21 protein-coding genes are annotated in these 19,232 nt (G+C 55.8%); 18 read left to right on the forward strand and 3 right to left on the reverse strand.

Translation table 11 applies throughout. The features are described from left to right. The first annotated feature begins 109 nt into the window (after positions 1 to 109). The 10 genes from AAGA79_RS06470 (at position 110) to AAGA79_RS06515 (ending at position 11,334) form a co-directional block, all read left to right on the forward strand. Positions 110 to 1,099 (forward strand): hypothetical protein, encoded by a 990-nt coding sequence (locus AAGA79_RS06470; RefSeq protein WP_411827957.1) that lies wholly within the window; start codon positions 110 to 112, stop codon positions 1,097 to 1,099. A gap of 113 nt (positions 1,100 to 1,212) precedes the next feature. Next, on the forward strand, positions 1,213 to 3,837 hold the full coding sequence (locus AAGA79_RS06475; RefSeq protein ID WP_411827958.1) for a hypothetical protein: 2,625 nt from the start codon (positions 1,213 to 1,215) through the stop codon (positions 3,835 to 3,837). Continuing rightward, complete coding sequence (locus tag AAGA79_RS06480; protein ID WP_411827959.1) at positions 3,834 to 4,460, forward strand: hypothetical protein; 627 nt, start codon at positions 3,834 to 3,836, stop codon at positions 4,458 to 4,460. Before AAGA79_RS06475 ends, AAGA79_RS06480 begins: the two co-directional genes overlap by 4 nt. A gap of 1 nt (position 4,461) precedes the next feature. Further along, positions 4,462 to 5,451 (forward strand): prenyltransferase/squalene oxidase repeat-containing protein, encoded by a 990-nt coding sequence (locus AAGA79_RS06485; protein WP_411827960.1) that lies wholly within the window; start codon positions 4,462 to 4,464, stop codon positions 5,449 to 5,451. Beyond that, positions 5,448 to 6,941 (forward strand): hypothetical protein, encoded by a 1,494-nt coding sequence (locus AAGA79_RS06490; protein WP_411827961.1) that lies wholly within the window; start codon positions 5,448 to 5,450, stop codon positions 6,939 to 6,941. Before AAGA79_RS06485 ends, AAGA79_RS06490 begins: the two co-directional genes overlap by 4 nt. Continuing rightward, the gene (locus tag AAGA79_RS06495; protein ID WP_411827962.1) at positions 6,931 to 8,265 is read left to right on the forward strand and encodes a hypothetical protein; all 1,335 of its coding nucleotides are present in this window, start codon (positions 6,931 to 6,933) and stop codon (positions 8,263 to 8,265) included. Before AAGA79_RS06490 ends, AAGA79_RS06495 begins: the two co-directional genes overlap by 11 nt. Further along, the gene (locus AAGA79_RS06500) at positions 8,262 to 9,659 is read left to right on the forward strand and encodes a hypothetical protein (protein WP_411827963.1); all 1,398 of its coding nucleotides are present in this window, start codon (positions 8,262 to 8,264) and stop codon (positions 9,657 to 9,659) included. Before AAGA79_RS06495 ends, AAGA79_RS06500 begins: the two co-directional genes overlap by 4 nt. 47 nt (positions 9,660 to 9,706) lie before the next feature. Continuing rightward, positions 9,707 to 10,144: a ribose 5-phosphate isomerase B gene (gene rpiB, locus AAGA79_RS06505; protein WP_411827964.1), complete on the forward strand. Its 438-nt coding sequence runs from the start codon at positions 9,707 to 9,709 to the stop codon at positions 10,142 to 10,144. A 4-nt stretch (positions 10,145 to 10,148) separates the two neighbouring features. Beyond that, complete coding sequence (locus AAGA79_RS06510) at positions 10,149 to 10,502, forward strand: VOC family protein (protein WP_411827965.1); 354 nt, start codon at positions 10,149 to 10,151, stop codon at positions 10,500 to 10,502. Positions 10,503 to 10,560: 58 nt separating this feature from the next. Next, positions 10,561 to 11,334 carry a zinc-dependent peptidase gene (locus tag AAGA79_RS06515; RefSeq protein ID WP_411827966.1) on the forward strand — a complete coding sequence of 258 codons (774 nt, stop codon included), beginning with the start codon at positions 10,561 to 10,563 and terminating at the stop codon, positions 11,332 to 11,334. Here AAGA79_RS06515 and AAGA79_RS06520 read toward each other — a convergent pair. The 3 genes from AAGA79_RS06520 to AAGA79_RS06530 form a co-directional block, all read right to left on the reverse strand. Further along, a complete protein-coding gene (locus tag AAGA79_RS06520; RefSeq protein WP_411827967.1) occupies positions 11,304 to 11,654 on the reverse strand; it encodes a hypothetical protein in 351 nt (116 codons plus the stop codon). The genes AAGA79_RS06515 and AAGA79_RS06520 overlap by 31 nt on opposite strands. Continuing rightward, complete coding sequence (locus AAGA79_RS06525) at positions 11,651 to 12,397, reverse strand: hypothetical protein (protein ID WP_411827968.1); 747 nt, start codon at positions 12,395 to 12,397, stop codon at positions 11,651 to 11,653. The genes AAGA79_RS06520 and AAGA79_RS06525 overlap by 4 nt, the downstream gene beginning before the upstream one ends. A gap of 88 nt (positions 12,398 to 12,485) precedes the next feature. Continuing rightward, the gene (locus tag AAGA79_RS06530) at positions 12,486 to 13,331 is read right to left on the reverse strand and encodes an HAD hydrolase family protein (protein WP_411827969.1); all 846 of its coding nucleotides are present in this window, start codon (positions 13,329 to 13,331) and stop codon (positions 12,486 to 12,488) included. A 99-nt stretch (positions 13,332 to 13,430) separates the two neighbouring features. On the opposite strand from AAGA79_RS06530, the gene mnmA reads away from it, so the two are divergent. The 8 genes from mnmA to hemB all read left to right on the forward strand — a co-directional run bounded on the left by mnmA (position 13,431) and on the right by hemB (position 19,211). Next, on the forward strand, positions 13,431 to 14,510 hold the full coding sequence (gene mnmA, locus AAGA79_RS06535; RefSeq protein WP_411827970.1) for a tRNA 2-thiouridine(34) synthase MnmA: 1,080 nt from the start codon (positions 13,431 to 13,433) through the stop codon (positions 14,508 to 14,510). Between the two features lie 18 nt (positions 14,511 to 14,528). Continuing rightward, entirely contained in the window at positions 14,529 to 15,110 is a 582-nt protein-coding gene (locus tag AAGA79_RS06540) for a GYF domain-containing protein (RefSeq protein WP_411827971.1), read from the forward strand. A gap of 51 nt (positions 15,111 to 15,161) precedes the next feature. Continuing rightward, entirely contained in the window at positions 15,162 to 15,662 is a 501-nt protein-coding gene (locus AAGA79_RS06545; RefSeq protein ID WP_411827972.1) for a CD225/dispanin family protein, read from the forward strand. 12 nt (positions 15,663 to 15,674) lie between these two features. After that, positions 15,675 to 16,052, forward strand: a complete 378-nt coding sequence (locus AAGA79_RS06550) for a DUF2752 domain-containing protein (protein WP_411827973.1) — start codon at positions 15,675 to 15,677, stop codon at positions 16,050 to 16,052. Positions 16,053 to 16,088: 36 nt separating this feature from the next. Then, positions 16,089 to 16,835, forward strand: coding sequence for a pyridoxine 5'-phosphate synthase (locus tag AAGA79_RS06555; protein WP_411827974.1), 747 nt, complete (start codon positions 16,089 to 16,091; stop codon positions 16,833 to 16,835). Then, positions 16,832 to 17,221: a holo-ACP synthase gene (gene acpS, locus AAGA79_RS06560; protein ID WP_411827975.1), complete on the forward strand. Its 390-nt coding sequence runs from the start codon at positions 16,832 to 16,834 to the stop codon at positions 17,219 to 17,221. The genes AAGA79_RS06555 and acpS overlap by 4 nt, the downstream gene beginning before the upstream one ends. 85 nt (positions 17,222 to 17,306) lie before the next feature. Next, positions 17,307 to 18,149, forward strand: a complete 843-nt coding sequence (locus AAGA79_RS06565) for a hypothetical protein (RefSeq protein WP_411827976.1) — start codon at positions 17,307 to 17,309, stop codon at positions 18,147 to 18,149. A 72-nt stretch (positions 18,150 to 18,221) separates the two neighbouring features. Beyond that, the gene (gene hemB, locus AAGA79_RS06570) at positions 18,222 to 19,211 is read left to right on the forward strand and encodes a porphobilinogen synthase (protein WP_411827977.1); all 990 of its coding nucleotides are present in this window, start codon (positions 18,222 to 18,224) and stop codon (positions 19,209 to 19,211) included. Positions 19,212 to 19,232: the final 21 nt, after the last annotated feature.

Consider the following 19,232-nt stretch of genomic DNA (forward strand, 5'->3'; position numbering starts at 1 on the left):
AAATCACGTTTAGGCGCCGATGCAATTGTAAAAAGAATGGGCTTGATGGTGGGGAAAGGGGGGGCTTGGATGGCGAGAGTCCCAAATATTCCCCCTGTCACCGCCAAATATGAGTCTAAGAAAGCAGCTGAATGAAGTCCTTCCGACACTTTTGCCATCCAATCCAGCGGATGCGATCAAAGGAACCGAGCTGATCCGCCTGGCGAGATTGGGGCTTTCAGGAAATTATTCAGATGCTTCTCTTCGTTATCATTTCTCGATCATGTCATGTGATCCTACCTCGGCGATTGCGAAGGTGGAAAAAGGGCAGGGATACTATAGAAGGAGCGAGCCGCTTCCTGCTCTTTCTGGTGCGCAGGAGCTGGTTGCCTGGACACAAGGGCAGCTGGATGATTTGAGCGGGAGCGATAGGAGTGTGGATAATGCAATGCTGCGGATCCGTAAATTCCGCGCCGTAGTGACACGATATTTCGAGGTAAACGGGAGGTTTCCCTTTGCGTTCCGCGAGCCTTTTTCCAATGACTCACCGATCGGTAATCTCTGGAAATATCCGGAGTTGGTTTTGGTGGACTGGGAGACCGGCGGCTCTCCGGATGAGGAAATGTCTCTCGACGAAGCGATGCTTTCGTTGAAACAGCGCCTTGGAATTGCTCCATTCCGGCTACACAGCGCGCGGCTTCGGTTGACTCCCACGTTGCATAGCTACCGCGAAGATTTTTTCCAGACCTTGTCTGTTTCCCAGTGGGCGCAGGGCGGCGAGCTGATTTATGCCGGGCCAATTGAAGACGAGGCGCTTGCGGACGGCTTGCGGAAGCTGAGCAGTGTATACGGGATCGGGGTGACATCCTTCGGGCTTACCGGCGATGTTCTGGATGATCTTCCGCGTCCCGCAAATATTCTCAACGCACATCCAAAGGAGACAGAGGCGATCATGGCCAAGCTAAATGTGGACAGGCTCGCCGGGGTCCAATCCAAGCCTCATCTGGACTGGGCTGCACTGAGTGCAATGCGCTCGGAATCGAGGGAAACAGATAAATTGATCAATTGGCTGAAGCGTTGCGTGGATGAAAGACGCGCCGAGCCTTTTAAAGACGAGTGATTGTATCGACTCTGTAAATTCTCCGGGGTGTGGTGAGAAAACTGCTGGAGTTGAGGCGTATCCCTGTCAGGTTGTTTCAACTATTATTCCGGCACACCATTGCCGTTTTCACGATGTCAGAAATCCCACCCGATAGCCGCAGCCCGATTCCGGAAGGTCTTCGGAAGCAGTTGGAGGACTTCCGCATACAATTGTGGCGGAGGAAGGTGATCGAGGCGGTAGCTGCCGGGTTGATAGGTCTACTTCTATCGTTTCTCATAATTTTCGCTTTGGATCGCGTGTGGCATACGCCCGGTTGGGTGCGGTTGGTGATTCTTCTGGGCGGTGTTTCTCTCTTTGCCGGCTTTGTTCCGTATTGGCTTCATCGGTGGGTTTGGGGGCACCGTCGGGAGGTGCAACTCGCGAGGTTGATTTCCAGGAAATTCCCGGGATTGGGAGATAGATTGCTGGGAGTGATCGAGCTTCAGGATCAAAGCGGGACCGAGTCCACTGCTTCGCCGAGGCTGCGAGCTGCAGCGATGGAGGTGGTCGCGGCGGAAAGCAAGAAACGAGATCTTGATCTGGCATTGCCATCCCCCCGCCATTTGAAATGGGCCGCTGCAGCTGTCGTTTTGATCGTGATAGTCGGAGCTGCGTTTGTGGTGACACCGGAAGCGGGAATGAATGCGCTGGAGCGCTGGATCAAGCCGTTCTCGAAGGTTGAGCGGTATACTTTCACACAGCTGGAAAAGCCCCCGGGGTATCTGGCTGTGCCATATGGAGAGGCATTTGCATTGGATCTACGGCTTTCAGGAAAATCGAAGCAGAACCCTGAACGAGCCTATGGGCAATATGACTCGCAGCCACCGATAGGGGCTTCGCTCCGGAAGCACGGCTATAAATTTCAATTTCCGGGTCAACAGGAGGCAGGAATAATCACATTCAAGATCGGCGATCAACGCCACCGCATGAAAGTGGAGCCCATGCAGCGGCCCTTCGTGGAAGATACGAAGGTTTATGTTAAAACTCCCGACTACATGGGGATTCCGCGCCGGGAAATCGAACTGACGGCCGGGGAGGTGGGAGCGGTCGAAGGGTCCGAACTGGTTTTTGAGATGGTCATGAGCAGACCGGTTCTGGGGGGAGAATACGGCCCGACGAGTGTTTCCGGTGAGATGGCTCAGGCGGATAACTTCGAGGAAAGCTCCGGGGGGCTGAAAGTTTCCGGTGGGAAAATTACTACCGCACCGATCATGGTTGGTGCGGTCCCGTTTGAGATTCCGTTTTCATGGAAGGATGAATTCGGCCTCAGCGGTGGGAGTGACTTCAGGCTGAGGGTGGATGCTGTGAAAGACGCTCCGCCTGTGGCTTACACGCAAGGGCTGGACCGTCAGATCGCGATCCTTCCCGAGGAGGTTTTGGATTTTGAGATTCTCTGCGAGGATGACTTCGGTCTGAGGAAGGTGGGAATTGAATGGGAGAGTACCGGGACGCTACCGGGAGAGAAGTCGGTGGGAAAAGGTGAGCTGGTAGTTGGAGAAGGTGGGTATGAAACGGCGCGGCTGATGGAGCAGGTTTCGTTTTCTCCGTCCGCATTCGAGATAGGTCCCCAACGACTGATCCTACGTTCATTTTCAGAAGATTATTTTCCCGGCAGGGAGCGTTCATACTCGCAACCGGTTATTGTCTATGTGCTCAGCCGCGAGGAGCACGCCCAGCTAATGAAGAGCCAGTTCGATCGGACAATCAGCGAACTGGAGGATCTTACCCGAAAGGAGTTGAACCTCCTTGATGAGAACCAGCGGCTGGAGAGGCTGGACGGAGAGGAACTTCAGAAAGAGGAAAACCAGCGCAGGATCGAGGATCAGCAAACCGCGGAGAACGAGAATGCCGAGCGGATGGAGGAGCTGATGAAACGGATGGAGGAATTGATGAAGGACGCCACCAGAAACGGTGATATCGACAAGGAGACGCTCAAAAAAATGGCTGGAGCCCTGAAATCCATGCAAGAGCTGGCCGAGAAGGATTTGCCGGAAGTCAGTGAGAAACTGGGGGAGGCTAAGGAAAAATCGAATACCCCGGAGAAAACGGAATCAGATGTTGCCGAAGCTGTGGAAGAGCAGAAGGAAGCGGTCGAGAAGATGCAGAAGGCTCTGGAGCAGGCGAATGAGGCGAACAAGCGTTTCGAGGCCAGCACGTTTGTCAGCAGGTTGAAGAAGGCGGCGTCCGAGGAGAGCGGGATTGTTTCCGCTTTGGTCGCGAGCTTTGAAGATGTTCTTGGACTGAGGGGATCGGAGGTGGATCCCAAGGATTTGCGGAAGCTCTCGGAAACGGAGAAACAACAGTTGGTCACAGCCTCCGATGTGCGGTGGATTCAGGAGGATCTGGGGCACTACCACGCAAGGACCCAGGATGAGACCTTTAAGGAAATCCTGGACCAGATGAAGAAATCCAAGATCAATACCGGTCTGGACGGGGTGAGGACGAAGCTTCAGAAGAATCATTCTTTCACCGCCGCCGAGGAGGCGAAGCTATGGGCGGAAAAGCTTGCCGAGTGGTCGAATATCCTCGGTGAGGAAATGAACAAGGACGGCGGCGGCGGAGGAGGAGGTGGCGCTCCCAGCCCGGAGGACGAGGATTTCGAGTTCATGCTACGGGTGATGAAGATGATCCAGGAGCAGCAGGATTTACGTGCAAGAACCAGAGTGCTTGAGCAGCTCAAGCGCGACAATCAATCCACCACACAGATCCGAAGATGAAGTTTTTTGCCCAGATCTTACTGCTCGGCTTTGCGTCGGGACTGCTCCACGCACAAAATGCGGAAGAGGTGGTGAAATCCAATCTGGAGAAACATATCGATGGCTCCGAGAAACTTGCTGATGAGCAGGATGAACTTTCCGCGGACGTGCAGCAGCTGGTAATGGAGCAGACGGTGGAACAGGTAATCGAGCTTCTTTCCGAGGTGGAAGGGATCATGGATGAAACTACCGATTATCTGGTGGATTACGAAACCGGCGGGAAAACAATTGCAGCACAGACGGAGATTATTGAAAAAATCCATGCCGCTGCAAAAGCCAAGCAATCCAGTGGGCAGGGTGGAGAGGCAGGAGGCGCCATGATGGAAATGATGGAGCGCATGATGGGTAAGAAAGGTGAAGGTGAAGGTGAAAAAGAGGGTGAAGAGAAGGGCGGCGATCAGGCAGGAAAGGGCCAGACGGGAGATTCCGATGCCCAAAATGAATCCGAGGATGGAAAGGCCGGAAAGATTGTGGAGGAGCGGACCGTGCCGAAGGCAGCGGGCAAGGCGGGTAGAGGCTTGCCGAAAGAGTTTCAAAGCGCGCTGGACGCCTACAACCGGGGACTGGAGGAAACGACCAAGTAATATGAGGAAGTTTCTTTTATTTCTAATCCTCCCTTTTACGCAGATCTGTGCGAGCGGACAGGGCTTGCTGAACCGGCAGGATGATACAATCCCGCCCCAGGTGGAGCTGATATATGAGCGGGGGCTGCGGTATCTTGCAGAGAACCAGAATGAGCAGGGCTATTGGAATGATGGATCATCCGGTAGCGAGCCGGGGGTCGTCGGGCTTTGTATTGCTGCCTTTCTGGCACATGGGGAGGATCCGAACAACGGCCCCTACGCAAAAACGATCCGGAAAGGGATCGATTACATTATTTCGAAGCAGAACAAGAACAACGGCTACATCGGGAATAGCATGTATAACCATGCATTCGCGGCGAAGGCTCTGGCTGAATCCTACGGAGTGATAGATCATCCGGAAATCGCACAGGCGCTGAAGAAAGCGGTGGATCTGATCGTGACCTCACAGAAGAGAAATCGATCAGGTGGCTGGCGTTACAATCCGGAAAGCACGGATGCGGATACCACAGTTGCGGGTTGCCAGATGGTTACACTGTTTGCGGCGCGGAATGCGGGGATTTCGGTGCCGGATGAAACAATCAAGAAGGGCCTTGCCTATCTGGCGAGTTGCCGGGGCAGTGATGGCTCGTATGGCTATACGAATTCCGCCGGTGGAAAGCCTACCCTTACGGCTATCGGTTCGTTGTGCCTTTCGCTGGCGAAGGAGACGGATTCCCGTGGCTACAAGGCAAGTCTGGCGTATTTGTCGAAAAAACTCGATTTCAGGGAACGCTATTATCCGTATTATTATGAGTATTATATGGCTCAGGCACTTTTCCACGCGGATGAGGAGCTTTGGGCAGAGTGGAATACGAAGAACACACGCTATATGGGGACCATTCAGGCACCTGACGGTTCCTTCCGGGGGAACCAAGGGGAGGCATTCAGCACGGCAGGCGCACTTTTGTCTCTCGCCTTGAACTACAGATATCTGCCAATCTACGAGAAATGAGAATCCTTCCCGCCATTTTATTGCTCGCGATCACGAGCCAAGCGTTTTCAGAAGACGTTGGGGAAGACGTGGTCCGTTTCATCAATGGCGACCAATTGCACGGGGAGTTTTCAGGCTTAAGCAGCGGGCCGGCAGTTTCATGGAAACGCAACGATGTGGATGAGCCGGTGGAGTTTAAGTCCGCAAAACTCCGGCAGGTCATTCTCGGTGGGGGAAGACCTGAAAAAGCATTACCGGGACTGGCGCATATAGGAACTGTGAACGGTGATCGATTTCCCGGAGTGATCAGTAGTCTTGATGAAAATGTAGTAATTCTAGACACAGAATATTCAGGAACAGTTTCGATTCCGCGGTCCCAGGTGGGATTGCTGGCTCCAAATCCGCTGGGAGGAAGGATCGTCTACCAGGGACCGTTTACTGAAGACGAGTGGACGATGGTGGATTTTGAGAATCCCGATGGCCTGCCTACGGAATTGAAGGAGGAGGGGGACGTCATTCCACCGCTCTGGAAGTTTTCCGGATCAGCGTGGTATTGGCAGGATAATCCGATGGGGACAGCTCTGGTGAGGAAGACCGGCATTCCCGAGAAGGCCGTGATTAGGTTCGATATTTCCTGGAAAAACCGGCTGGCCATGGCTGTGGCGTTTCATGCTGATTTCGTGAAACCGGAAATGGACGAGAAGCACAAAGAGGCGGTGAAGGGGTTCAGCCATCCGGGGCATCCGAACCATATGCCGATGATTTTCGGGAACAGTTATATTCTCCAGCTCAATTCGCACTATGCCGTGCTGGGACGCGCGGGCTTTGATGAGGATGGGACGCCGAAATTCGACCGGGTCCAGACCAGCAATACTAGTGTGCGGATGGGTGATTCCGGAAGCGCGGAGGTCGAGCTACGCTGCAACCGGATCACAGGAGAAATCATCCTCTTCATCGATGGTGAATTTGTAGTCCAATGGAGCGAGCTCCCCGATGAGGATGACGGAGGAGAAGGATATGCAGGCCAAGGCGGTGGAATCGGGTTTTTCGCACAAGCCGATCAAGCGGCTGTCCGTATTTCCGAAATCGTGGTAGCCGAGTGGAACGGAATGCCGGATGCGGCGAGGAGCCTCCAGGTGGACGATTCCGATATCGTGCTGCTATCCAATGGGACTGACAGGATTTCCGGGAGTGTGACAACCATCGAGAACGGAGCGCTTAGGCTAGAGGGACGTTATGGAAACTTCGAGATACCGATGAGCGATATTGCGGAGGTACGTTTCGGAAAAGCCAGCCTTGATGAAGCCGGGGAAAATGTGAAAAGCGACCAGGTGAAGGTCCGTTTCTACCCGATCGGTAGGATTTCCGGCCAACCGATCATGGGTGATGCCAGCCAGGTGAAGGTCAGAAATGATGCAGTGGGGGAGATTGATTTGCTTTTGAAATCCGCGGTGATGCTCGAATTCGAGTCTACCGGTAACTTTGTTGATGATTGGGATAATGATTTTTAGATTCCACACGTTGATGCTTCTGGCCTGCTCATGCAGTGCTGCTTTATCATCGGTTATTCTGATGGATGATGGGAACCGTCTGACTGGTGAGGTGACGGCGATGAGTGAAGATGGAAAAATTACGGTCGTTTCTCCTATTTCCAAAAATCCACTTTCGGTAAACGGCAGCAAGGTCAGTGAAATCACCTTCGAGCCCGCTGAAAACAATTCCGTCATACCGGATCAGCGGGTGACGCTGGCAAACGGGGATGTGTTGCCGGTGACCGTGACCAAACTTTCTGCCGAATCCCTTTCAGCCACGTCTCCTGATCTTGGGGATCTGGTGATTCCACGCGAAGCAATCGATACCATCCAGTTGGGAATTGTCCCGAAGAAGGTGATTTACAGCGGACCGGAAGGATTGGGGGGATGGATTCTGGATCAGGGCAATCCACAGTCATGGGAATTACAAAACAATCGATTTCTAGCACAGGGGAACGGAGTAATTTCCAAGGATGCCGCGCTTCCTGAGAAATTCATTATCCGCTTCAGCCTGAACTGGAAGAACAGGCCGAATTTCCGGTTCTTTTTCGCGGATCCACTGAAAAATAATGGCGAGCGAGTGAACCGCTACTTCCTACAGTTCGCAGGTGCGGGAATGGAGCTGAAAAGGGAGTCTGCCGGGAGAGTCAGATACACCACGGTTGCCTTGATTGACCGCACTCCGGATCGTTTCACCGGAAACCGGATGGATATTGAGATACGCATGGATCGGTCCACGGGGTTGATCCACTTTTACCTGGATGGCGAGCTGGAGGGGCGTTATGCGGACCGGCTTTCCTATATCCCCGCTGGTTCAGGAATCGCGTTTCAGAACCACGCCCCACCGGAGAGTGAGCAGTCGATCAGCAATATTGAGATTCTCGAATGGGATGACCGTGGAGACCGGCACCGCAGCGAGGAGCGCGGAGAAGGCTTGGACGATTCCTTGATCGGGCGATTCGGGGAGCGTTTCAGCGGGCGCCTGACGGAAATACGGTCGGCTAAAAAAGGGACCGTATATGTCTTTAAAAGTGATTTCCAGAAGGAGCGGATCAAGCTGCCGGAGGAGGAGGTTTCCACTATCTTTTTCGGATCCAGGAAGGAGAAGGATTTCTCGGAAATGGAAGGTCTGGTGGTGAAGCTGCGAGGTGATGGTGAGATCAGGGTTTCCGCATGTGAGTTCGGTGAAAAAACGGTGAAGATCGTGCATCCATTGCTCGGGCCTATCACTTTGGACAGACGTGGGATTACTTCGCTGGAGCGAAGAGAGATTCTGAAAGCATTACCCGTCCGCAGCCGATGAAATTCCTCATTCCCATTCTATTTCTCGGCGCTTCCTGTCTCGCTCAGGAAAATGAATCAGTCGTGCGTTTTTTAAACGGGGATCAGTTGATCGGGAAGGCGGTTTCCTTGAGCATCGATTCACTGGACTGGAAATCCCCGGTCCTGGCTGAGCCCGCGCAGTTCAACCTGAAAAATGTGCTGGATCTCCGGATGTCTAAGAACAGTGGAGAGGATTCCGACTTCGCTGCCGGACATATGGCGGAGTTGGAGATGACCAATGGTGATGTGTTTCGTGGGAAACTGGCGGGGCTTAGCGATGAAGAGATAAAGCTGAACACGTGGTATGCCGGGGAATTGGTGTTCCGCCGGGTGAATGTGGAGCAGGTGAGAATCAGTGCCGGAGGGAAGGTGATCTACCGCGGACCTTCCAGTCTGGAGGAGTGGACTGATTCTGAAACCGGCAGAATCTGGACTTTCAAGGCTGGCGCGCTGCACTCCGCGGGTATCGGTGGAATCGCCAGGGAGATGGATTTCGCGGAGGAGAACAGCATTTCATTTACAGCGGAGTGGAAAGGGAATTTCCGACCACGCATCCTATTTTTTACAGATGATATCGGGACCAGAAATCCTGAGAGTGGATATGCGATGGAGTTCCATGGGAACTCGGTTCATGTGAAAAACCTGACTAACAACGATTTCCTCGGCAGACCGAAAAATACGCCTCTATTGCGAAATGTGGAGAAGGCGAAGTTCGAAATCCGCGCTAGCAAGCGCACAGGGGAGATTCTGCTGTATGTCGATGGTGAATTGATGGGGGTCTGGGAGGATAACGAGAAGGATTCCAGAGATTTCGGAAAAGGATTTCACATCGTTGCACAAGATCGGACTCCTCTCCGCTTTTCCGACATTAAGATTTCCGAATGGGATGGCTATGTGGATGAATCCGAGAAACGCATGTTGAATGCGCAGAACAATATCCAATTGCGCAATGGTCTGGGTGCGAATGATGAAATCGGAGAAGGAGTGGTGGGTGAAGAGGAGAGCATTCCAGAGGGACGTATGGTTTTTCACAATGGCGACTCAATCAAAGGTGAGGTTTCCAAGGTGGATGGTGATATGATCACGGTGAAAACTGATTTTTCTGAAATTACTTTCCCGGTGGGTCGCTTGAAAAATCTGGTTCTGAAGCGGGCTGATATGGAGACGCCGAAGCGTAACAAAGGCGATGTGCGGGCGACTTTAACCGATGGTTCGAAAATTATCTTCCGTCTGGATGGCGTTGAGGGAGGGAAGTTGCAGGGATTCAGCCAGAACTTCGGTAACGCCGAATTCCGGGAAGATGCTTTCAAGCGAATCGAATTCAATATCTACGACCGGGCGATGGAAAAGTTGCGTATGGAAGAGAATTGGTAGGCTCCGGGCTGTTGAATCCCGTGGCGGAGCGTTTTTAGAAAATCACTATGAAGATCTCACTGGGCGCAGACCACGCGGGCTACAAACTGAAGGAAGTCATCAGGAAACACCTAGTTTCACTGGGGCACGAAATAGACGACTTCGGAACACATGATGATGAGGCGGTCGATTATACTGATTTTGTGCGTCCGGCGGCGGAAAGCGTGGGTTTTGGAGACTGCGATCTGGGCATCGTTTTCGGCGGAAGTGGGAACGGAGAGGCAATTGTTGCGAATAAAGTAAAGGGAGTGCGCTGCGGTGTTTGCTGGGACGTGTGGAGTGCGGAAATGACCAAAAAGCACAACAATGCGAATGTCATCGCGTTGGGAGGCCGCGTGGTGGGGCCGGAAATGGCGATCGTGATCGTAGATACCTGGCTGAGAACGGAATTCGAGGGAGGAAGGCATCTGGCGCGGATCAATAAGATCGAAGAAGACGGCAACTAGGACCATGGATCAGCATGAAAAGATCAGCTACGTGGAGTTTCCCTCAAGGGACCTGGAGCAGACGAAGAAATTTTTCAGCGAGGCGTTCGGATGGAAATTCCAGGACTACGGGGAAGCTTACACGTCATTCTCCGACGCAGGGCTGAATGGTGGTTTTTATAAGTCAGAGGCGGTTTCACTGACAGCGAATGGTGCTACGCTTGTGGTGATTTACAGCAGCGAGCTGGAAGAAACGCAGGCGAAGATCCAGCAGGCGGGTGGGAATATCATTCAGGAGATCTTCGAATTTCCCGGTGGCAGACGGTTTCATTTTACGGAGCCATCCGGCGGGGAATTTGCGGTGTGGTCGGACAAGTAGGAGGCTTTCTGAAAATATCTAACTGGCGCGGTTGCTTCGGTGCTGCGAATGTTCTCCTATGATTTGGGAGAGGATTCAGGCGCTATTTTCGGGGGAGGACGAGGTGGAGGCGGTTTTCAAGGAGGGTTGGAAGGAGCTCTTGGTGGAGAACTTGCCGTTATATTCGATACTGCCGGATGAGCTGAAGGTGCGGCTGCATGATAGGATCGCGAAGTTCATCCGCTCGACGAGATTTGAAGCATGCAATGGGCTGGAGCTGACGGAGGGGATGATTCTGACAGTGGCTGCGCAGGCGTGCATGCTGATCCTGAACCGAGAGGGAGAGCCCTACCCGGAGCTAAACACGGTTTATCTATACCCGACGACTTTCAGCTCTGTTCAGAAGCGGCAGAACGCCTACGGAATTGTCACAGAGGGAGAGGTGCATCGACTTGGTGAGTCGTGGAGTCATGGCACGGTGGTGCTGGCCTGGGATTCGGTGGAACAGGGAGCGCGGAATATCCATGATGCGCGGAATGTGACGTTCCATGAATTCGCGCACCAGCTGGATCATGAGGATGGCCAGACGGATGGTGCGCCGGGGCTGGGAAGCCGGGCTGCGTATCAATCCTGGGCGCGGGTATTCAGTGCGAATTACGAGGATTTCCGCGAGCAGCTGGAGCAGGGAAAAAGGACTTTGATCGATCCCTATGGGGCGACGGAGCCTGCGGAATTCTTCGCGGTGGTGACTGAGACGTTTTTCGAGAAACCGAAGCAGCTCTCCGAGAAAAGGCCGGATCTCTACGGGGAACTCGAGAAATTCTACGGAGTGGACCCGAAGGAGTGGTTTTGATTTTCAGAGAGTAAGGATCGAAGGTGCAGGGAAAGATCGGCACGGGTTCCTTTCCATGGAAAGACGGCGTCGATGGCTTGCAGGGATTGATCCTCGGGGACGGGTTCCAGCTTTTTAAGAATGGCGAGGAGGATGTCCGGGTAGAGGGAGCCGTTTTCGCCCATGCAGAAATCCAGGACCGAGGGGGGCTTTCCGAATGGCCCCATGCGCATCCTGATGCCGTGGGTGTACGGGCTCATGCCGAGCTCCCACCTGGATTCTTCGCTTACAAGGCGGAGGGTCCGGTATTGGGCATTTGGCTCGGCTCGATTGAACTTCATGGCTCGCGGCGGTCCGGGTGGCCGAACCAGCTGTTCTTCCGTTTTCCGTCGTAATGTTCCTCGAAGACCTCGATTGCTTTTTCGATCCCTGCATCGGCAGGCGCCCATTTCTCCACATCCGGGAAATCGGTGGTGGCGTTGCGGTTCTTCGCTTCATCGCGGAAGCGGATCGGGCACCAGAAGGATTCGATGTTGCGGAGCATTTCACTGCCAAGCGCCCAGAGGCCAGTCATCCAATCGCAATACCAGCACCAGAGGAGATCCGGGCCGATGAGGCCATCGTATTTGTGGCGGGAGAGGTTTACCCACTCGGAGGATTTGTAGGTGGGCAGCTTCGCTAGCCAAGCGACGGGCGGATAGACGAGGAGCTCGGTGAGGCGCACTGCCACGAATGCGACGGTGGCAGGGGTGGTTGCCAGCAGAGCGAGGTGATTCCGGATCGGTCCCAGCACGCGGCCCTGGGCGGCGGTAAGGGTATCGGCTGGTTTCCCGCGGAATGCGCGGTCGAGGAAGCAGAAAATGTAGATACCGAGGAATTGGGCGAAAAGAGCGGATAGCACGCCGATCCAGCCGTCTAGGTAGAATCCGACAGCCCACGGGATCCAGGTGAAGATGCTGATGAGCAGGTCCAGAAAGGGCGCGCGGACGATTTTCTCCGAAATAGCGAACGCGAGGCGGCATAGGATACCTGCGATGAAGAGCCCGCCGAGGATGTAGGCGGAGTTTAGAAGAAAAGTGATCATGGTGGATTAAATGGAGGAGTGCGAGAGGGCTTGTCCTGCCCGTTTCTCGGATGGGATCAGACTCGTGGGATTTCGGTTGGCCGTCGATTTATTTCGGCTCGAGGAAATCGAGCAAAGCGGGGCCGTAGGAATGCGGGGAGGCGATGCCGCTACTGCCTTTTGTTTTGGTCAGGGCGATGATGTCCGGGTGGGCGTTGGCGGGGCAGAGTACCTGATCGAAACGCTCGAAGACGGAGAGGTCGTTGAGGTAGTCGCCCATGGCCATGGCGTCTTTTTTCTCCAGGTCGAGCATGGCCAGGACAAGCTCGATGCCATCCATTTTATCGATGCCGGGGAGGATATCGATGAAGCGGTCGGAGCGGAGAAATTCCAGTTTTCCGAACTCGTCCGGGGAAAAGTCACGGGAGACGAGGTTTTCGATGGTTTCAAGCACCTCTCCACCGTCCGCGTGCTTGGGAATGGCGAAGGAGAGGTTGCCGATTTTGTCGAGACGGGGCATCGGGCAATCGTAGCGGCGCTCCATTTCCGGGAGGCCGGTCTCATCATACCAGGCGAGGAGTTTCCGGAGCGTTTCCAGGTGGGTGAAGCGGTCGGCAAGGGAATCCAGCTGGTATTTGCGGGCGATTTCCACGAGGTCGAGATTGCGTTTCTCCACCCGATCGTAAATCACGCAGGCGTGCTCCATGATAAAGTAGCGGAGCTTCGGGGTGGTGAGGTGTTGGGCCAGATTCTCGAGGATGGGCCAGAAGCGACCGGTGTTGACCACAAAGTGCTCCAGTGGTGAATCGTCGACGGCGCGGCTGATTTCCTGAAGCATATCGATCTGGTTCTGCGAGGGCTGCCACGAGGAATCCACCCCGAAGTCTTCGCCATCGGCGGGGTTGAGGCAGCCGTCGACGTCCTGGAAAATGATTTTGATAGAGCTGGAGTTCATCTGCGGGGATATTCGTTCGGAAGCGGTGAAATGCACGGGTTTTTCGCGGCTGTTTGATGAAGACTTGATCCGCGCAGACTTCCAGATGACATTGCGCGCATGTCGAAGGTGATGGTTGGTTTGTCCGGTGGGGTGGATAGTGCAGTAGCTGCTGCTCTCCTGGTGGAGCAGGGGCACGAGGTGGTGGGTGGCTACATGAAGAACTGGATGAACGAGGAGGGGATCCCGGGGGATTGCCCGTGGGAGCAGGACATCGAGGATGCGCATGCGGTGGCGAAGGTGCTGGGGATCGAGTTCCGGGTGATCGATCTGATCGATCAGTATAAGAACAAGATCGTGGAGTATCTGGTGAACGGATATGAGGAAGGGCTGACACCGAATCCGGATGTGTGGTGCAATCGCGAGATGAAATTCGGCGTATTCCTGAACTACGCCATGAGTCAGGGATTCGAGGCGGTGGGGACGGGACATTATGCCCGGCGGCGGATGCTTTCCAATGGCCAGGCCGCGGTGTTACGTGGGGCGGATCCGAACAAAGACCAGAGCTATTTCCTTTCCCTGATGACTGCCTTTCAGGTGGAGCACGCGCGTTTCCCGACCGGGGAGATGCTGAAGCCGGAGGTGCGGGAAGTGGCGCGCCGGTTCAATCTTCCTGTGGCGGAGAAGAAGGATTCGCAAGGGATCTGCTTTCTCGGACAGGTGAAAATGAGGGATTTCCTCTCCCATTACCTGGATGACAGGCCGGGGGATATCGTGGATCTAGAGGGAAATGTGAAAGGCCGTCACCAGGGCCTGCATTTCTATACCATCGGCCAGCGGAAAGGGCACGGCGTGGCTTCCCCGGTGGATGGCATGGCCTATGTGGTGGTCGGGAAACGGGCGAAGGAAAACCAGCTGGTGATCGGCTGGGACAAAGAGGATACGGAAGGACTTTACGTGAAGGATTGCGTGGTGGGGAACGTGACTTCCATCAATGAGGACATCGCCAGCCTGAAGCGAGTGGAGGTGCAGCCGAGGTATCGGGCGAAGGCGGAGATTGCGCGGGTTGAGAAACTCGGAGAAACGCGGGTGCGCATTTCCTTCGAGAAGCCGCAGCGCGCTGTGGTGGCCGGGCAGATCTGTGCGTTTTACGACGGAGGCAGGCTGCTGGGCGGCGGAGTGGTGGAGGAGACGGAGTAGAGCTTAGATTTTTTCCAGATGACAGAGTGGTATTATTCAAAAATGGGGCTTCAGCAGGGGCCGGTGCCGGAAGACGAGCTGCGGGATAAGATCCGCCGCGGGGATATCGGTGAGTCCAATCTCATCTGGCGGGAGGGAATGACGGACTGGCTCCCTATGGGAGATGTGCCGGAATTCCAGTCCCGGGCGAAAGTTGATGCCACACGGCAGGAAGCCGCAGCGCAGCCGGTGGATACTGTGGCCGTGCCGGAGGTAGTTACCGCGCAGAATAATTCATTGCCACTTCCCCAGCCCCCACCGCACAGCGGAGGACCTACAGACATGATGGTGCCGACTTACCTGTGGCAGTCCATCACCGCGCTGGTTGTCTCCTGCGTTCTCACACTTTTCATCTGCATACCGCTGGGCGTGCCGTTTGCGATCGTGGCGTTGGTCTATTCCTCGAAGGTGGATGGGCTGAAGGTCCAGGGGCGTATGATGGAGGCTTCGTCCGCCTCACGGTTGGCGAAGATCTGGATGATTATTTCCTTTGTACTGACAGCTCTGCCGGTCCTTGCCGTTGTAGGTTTGGTGGCGTTCGCCTTCTTTTCCGGTTTGTGAGCTTAGGGCGGTCTTGACGTGGGCCGTGAGGTGGCGAGGATTCCGGCCGTTATGTCTTGGTATTATTCAAAAAGCGGAGTCCAGCTCGGGCCGGTCTCCCGGGAAGAGCTGGCGGGAAAAGCAAGCAGCGGTGAAGTTCTTGCCGGTGATCTGATCTGGCAGGAGGGCATGACGGATTGGAAACCGCTTTCACAGGTTCCCGAGTTCCAGGGCGTTCAGGCAGTGCAAAGCGCGCCGCCGATCTTTCCTACCGGAGGTGCCGCCGTGGCGCAGCCAGCTTATGCGGCAGCCCCGTATTCCGGCCCGGAGATCCCGAATTACCTTTGGCAATCAATCGTCGTCACCGTGCTCTGCTGCCTTCCTTTCGGTGTGGTATCGATCGTTTACGCGGCGAAGGTGGATAGCTTGAAGGCTACCGGCGATATCGTAGGCGCGCAGGCTGCCTCGAAATCCGCCAAGACCTGGGCGATCGTGGGCCTGGCCAGCTGGGGGGCGGTGATCGCGATTTACCTCGTGATCGCGGTCCTTGCTGCCGTCGCCGGCAATATGTAAGTTTTATACCGTATGCACAAGGATCGGGCGCTCTGGGTATCACTGGCGGTGCTGGGCCTTTGCTTCGCGGCATATATGCTGCGGGAAACGGGCGGGGCGGGCTGGATGCCCGGCTGCTATTTCCGGAAATTCACCGGCTTGGAATGCCCCGGCTGCGGAATGACGCGCGGAACCTACGCGATGCTGCACGGGCGCTTTCTAGATGGGTTTCTCTTCAATCCAGTAGGGATGATTTTGCTGCCGCTGGCGATGATTGCGCTGGGGATCGAGCTACTCGGGTGGGTGAGGGGCAAGCCGCTGCCGTTCCGCATTGCGCCGGGCAGGTGGGGGGCGTCCATCGTGGCGGTGATCATGGTGGCGTGGTGGATCCTGAGAAATATCAAACTCTGACTTTCCGTCAGCGCGGGGCCTGCTTAATTTCCCCGCATGAGTCTTTTGTTAGGTGTAAATATCGATCACGTGGCGACCTTGCGCCAGGCACGCTACGCATTGCTGCCGGAATCGCCGAACGCGGAGCCCAGTGTGGTGAGCGCGGCCCTGGAGGCGAAGGCCGGCGGAGCTGATTCGATTACCGTGCACGTGCGGGGAGATCGCCGCCATATGCAGGATGCGGATGTCTTCCGGGTGAAGGAGGAGTGCGATCTGCCGCTGAATCTGGAGCTGGGTATCACCGAGGAAATGATGGATCTGGCGTTCCGCCTGAAGCCGGACTTCGCCTGCCTGGTGCCGGAGACACGTGAGGAAGTCACCACTGAGGGAGGGCTGGATGTTGTCGCCCTTTCCGGGACTGTTCGCGAGGCGGTGAAGCGGCTGAAGGGCAGGGGAATCAAGGTCAGCCTGTTTGTCGATCCCGTGCTGGAGCACATCGAGGAAGCGGCGCGGCTGGATGCGGATATGATCGAGCTGCACACGGGTGCCTTTGCCAATGCGGAGGATCCCTCGGAGGAAATTTCACGACTCATCGCTGCGGCGAAGCTGGGGAAAGAGCGGGGCTTGCAGGTGAATGCGGGGCACGGGATAAATTACCGGAACCTTCCGCTGCTTTTCGATGTGCCGCACCTGACCGAGCTGAACATCGGCCACAGCATCGTCTCCCGGGCGATCACCGTGGGCATGCGCCAGGCGGTTTCCGAGATGCTGGAAGGGATGAAAGCTTACCCGGCGGGCGAATGATGATTTACGGTATTGGAATCGATGTGGTGGAGGTGGATCGCATCGAAATGGCGATCGAGAAGCAGGGAGATCTGTTTCTGAACCGGCTGTTTACCGAGGCGGAGCAGGAATACTGTCGCCGCCAGAAGAGGCCGGGGATGCACTTTGCCGCACGCTTCGCGGCGAAAGAGGCCGTCTCCAAGGCACTGGGCACGGGGATTGGCGGGCATGCCGGCTGGCTGGAGATGGAAGTGCTGCGGGTGGATTCCGGAGCGCCGAAGATGCTTTTCCATGGAAATGCGGAAAACTTTCTGAAGGCGGAGGGCATTGCCTCCGTGGAGGTGAGCCTGAGCCATGCCCGGGACTACGCCGCGGCGAATGCGGTGGCCATCCGTCACCTTGCCTGATTTCCCGGAGGGGATCTGCGCGTGGAATGGGGGGAAGGATCTCCGGTGCTTGCCATAGCTTGGTGGGGTGGGTAGTCATGGGGTCATGAAGGCTGGAACCATCCGGAATGTAATGATCGCAGGGGTGGCACTTTTCACGCTGGCGGGGTGCAAGCCACGTGAGCCGGAGGAACCGGTGGAGGACGCTGCCGCCTACCTGGGGGAAAAGCTTCCGGAAACGGATCTGCGCCACTGGATCAAACCGTATCTTGATATGGAACCCGCATTCGTGAAGGAGGTGGCGGAGGCTTATGTGGAAAAGGAGGACAAGCTTTCCCGCAATGGGATTTCGCTTGAGCCGCGGCAGCTGGATCGGATGCTGGATACCACCTTCCGGACGTTTTTCCTGCGTGAATCCATGGGCACCGAGGAGCGGCGGGCGGCGATCACGGGGCGGGCGGAGGCCCGGATGGAGAATCCGCCGATGGCTAAGATCGAGCAGGATGGAATTGTCTATGCGGTGATCGATTACTGGGTGTTGCCGGGGGTGTGGAAGAAGCCACTACGGCAATCCACCAGTGAGCGGCTGGAAATGGTTTCCGACGGAAAGTATGTGGGAGTGAAGGATATGGACCCGGAGTTTTTCAGGGAGAGTCTGCGGAAGGTTTCCGAGCGGTTCCCGGGGGCGGCCGCCTACGATATTCGAGCTCGGCGGCCGGAGGGTGGCTCCAGCGGGCTGGTGCGCTATGTATATTTCCCCCACAGGGATGGGCTGGAGAGGGAGACGGATGGGATACACCGGGAGTTTTCCGATGGGCCGTTGGGTGGTATGGAAAAGCTGCTGGATGGCTCCGCCGGAGTGGGCGGGGTCAAGTGGAAGATCCAGACACAGGGTGATGACCGGATAGATTACACCCTGCCGCCGGCGCGTGAGCCGATGGAGGAGTGATGGTGTGGGTTTTCGCCGCTGCGGATGTGTTTTAGGTATTCAATTTTCGTGGAACGGCTGTAGCCTGCCGCCATGGAAATGATGATTCGTGGCAGAAGGAACAGGCGTAGTGCGGCGGTGCGGGGATTGGTGCGGGAGAACCGTCTGGCGGTGGAGGATCTGATCCTGCCGGTGTTCTTCCACGCGGATGCGGAGGAGGTGGATATCTCCTCCATGCCGGGCTGCACGCGGTGGTCCGTGGAGGGGCTGATCGGCGAGGCAAAGCGGGTTTATGAAATGGGCATCCGGGCAATGGTGCTTTTCCCGAAAATCGACGATGCGCTGAAGAGCGCGGATGGCAGCGAGTGCGGGAACGATGAGGGGCTGGTGCCGCAGGTGATCCGCGCGATCAAGGCGGCGGTGCCGGGGATGTGTGTGATCACGGATGTGGCGCTGGATCCTTATAGCTCAGATGGGCACGATGGGCTGGTGGTGCGTGGCTGCGATGGGGAGCTGAAAATTCTCAATGACGAGACGGTGGAGGTCCTGTGTGAACAGGCGCTGTGTCATGCGCGGGCGGGGGCGGATATCGTGGCTCCGTCCGATATGATGGATGGCCGCATCGGCGCGATCCGTGTGGCGTTGGATGAGGCAGGATTCGAGGAAGTGGGGATCATGGCCTATACGGCGAAGTATGCCTCCGCTTTCTACGGGCCATTCCGTGGGGCGCTGGATTCCGCACCGAAGGAGGGGGACAAGAAGACCTACCAGATGGATCCCGGCAATGTGCGGGAGGCGGTGCGCGAGTTGCTGATGGATGAGGAAGAGGGCGCGGATGTGGTAATGGTGAAGCCAGCGGGGCCTTACCTGGATGTGATTGCGCGGCTGCGGGATGAGACCACTTTACCAATCGCCGCCTACCAGGTGAGCGGAGAGTATCTGATGATCAAGGCGGCCTGCGGTAGCGGCTGGCTGGATGAGAAGGCGGTGGTGATGGAGAGCCTGCTGGGTATCAAGCGCGCCGGAGCGGATATGATCCTGACCTATTTTGCAAAAGATGTGGCACAGTGGTTGAAGGATTAGATATCCCGCTTACCAGTTTCC

Origin of the sequence: Luteolibacter sp. AS25 (genome assembly GCF_046736275.1) — a bacterium.
In the GTDB taxonomy this organism is placed as follows: domain Bacteria; phylum Verrucomicrobiota; class Verrucomicrobiia; order Verrucomicrobiales; family Akkermansiaceae; genus Luteolibacter.

Coding starts and splice junctions, on each gene's coding strand:
- AAGA79_RS06565 (WP_411827976.1), top strand. CDS start 17,307: ATGAAGGCTGGAACCATCCGGAATGTAATGATCGCAGGGGTGGCACTT.
- AAGA79_RS06545 (WP_411827972.1), top strand. CDS start 15,162: ATGTCTTGGTATTATTCAAAAAGCGGAGTCCAGCTCGGGCCGGTCTCC.
- AAGA79_RS06480 (WP_411827959.1), top strand. CDS start 3,834: ATGAAGTTTTTTGCCCAGATCTTACTGCTCGGCTTTGCGTCGGGACTG.
- AAGA79_RS06555 (WP_411827974.1), top strand. CDS start 16,089: ATGAGTCTTTTGTTAGGTGTAAATATCGATCACGTGGCGACCTTGCGC.
- AAGA79_RS06550 (WP_411827973.1), top strand. CDS start 15,675: ATGCACAAGGATCGGGCGCTCTGGGTATCACTGGCGGTGCTGGGCCTT.
- AAGA79_RS06540 (WP_411827971.1), top strand. CDS start 14,529: ATGACAGAGTGGTATTATTCAAAAATGGGGCTTCAGCAGGGGCCGGTG.
- acpS (WP_411827975.1), top strand. CDS start 16,832: ATGATGATTTACGGTATTGGAATCGATGTGGTGGAGGTGGATCGCATC.
- mnmA (WP_411827970.1), top strand. CDS start 13,431: ATGTCGAAGGTGATGGTTGGTTTGTCCGGTGGGGTGGATAGTGCAGTA.
- AAGA79_RS06495 (WP_411827962.1), top strand. CDS start 6,931: ATGATTTTTAGATTCCACACGTTGATGCTTCTGGCCTGCTCATGCAGT.
- AAGA79_RS06525 (WP_411827968.1), bottom strand. CDS start 12,397: ATGATCACTTTTCTTCTAAACTCCGCCTACATCCTCGGCGGGCTCTTC.
- AAGA79_RS06490 (WP_411827961.1), top strand. CDS start 5,448: ATGAGAATCCTTCCCGCCATTTTATTGCTCGCGATCACGAGCCAAGCG.
- AAGA79_RS06485 (WP_411827960.1), top strand. CDS start 4,462: ATGAGGAAGTTTCTTTTATTTCTAATCCTCCCTTTTACGCAGATCTGT.
- rpiB (WP_411827964.1), top strand. CDS start 9,707: ATGAAGATCTCACTGGGCGCAGACCACGCGGGCTACAAACTGAAGGAA.
- AAGA79_RS06530 (WP_411827969.1), bottom strand. CDS start 13,331: ATGAACTCCAGCTCTATCAAAATCATTTTCCAGGACGTCGACGGCTGC.
- AAGA79_RS06500 (WP_411827963.1), top strand. CDS start 8,262: ATGAAATTCCTCATTCCCATTCTATTTCTCGGCGCTTCCTGTCTCGCT.
- hemB (WP_411827977.1), top strand. CDS start 18,222: ATGGAAATGATGATTCGTGGCAGAAGGAACAGGCGTAGTGCGGCGGTG.
- AAGA79_RS06510 (WP_411827965.1), top strand. CDS start 10,149: ATGGATCAGCATGAAAAGATCAGCTACGTGGAGTTTCCCTCAAGGGAC.
- AAGA79_RS06470 (WP_411827957.1), top strand. CDS start 110: ATGAGTCTAAGAAAGCAGCTGAATGAAGTCCTTCCGACACTTTTGCCA.
- AAGA79_RS06475 (WP_411827958.1), top strand. CDS start 1,213: ATGTCAGAAATCCCACCCGATAGCCGCAGCCCGATTCCGGAAGGTCTT.
- AAGA79_RS06520 (WP_411827967.1), bottom strand. CDS start 11,654: ATGAAGTTCAATCGAGCCGAGCCAAATGCCCAATACCGGACCCTCCGC.
- AAGA79_RS06515 (WP_411827966.1), top strand. CDS start 10,561: ATGATTTGGGAGAGGATTCAGGCGCTATTTTCGGGGGAGGACGAGGTG.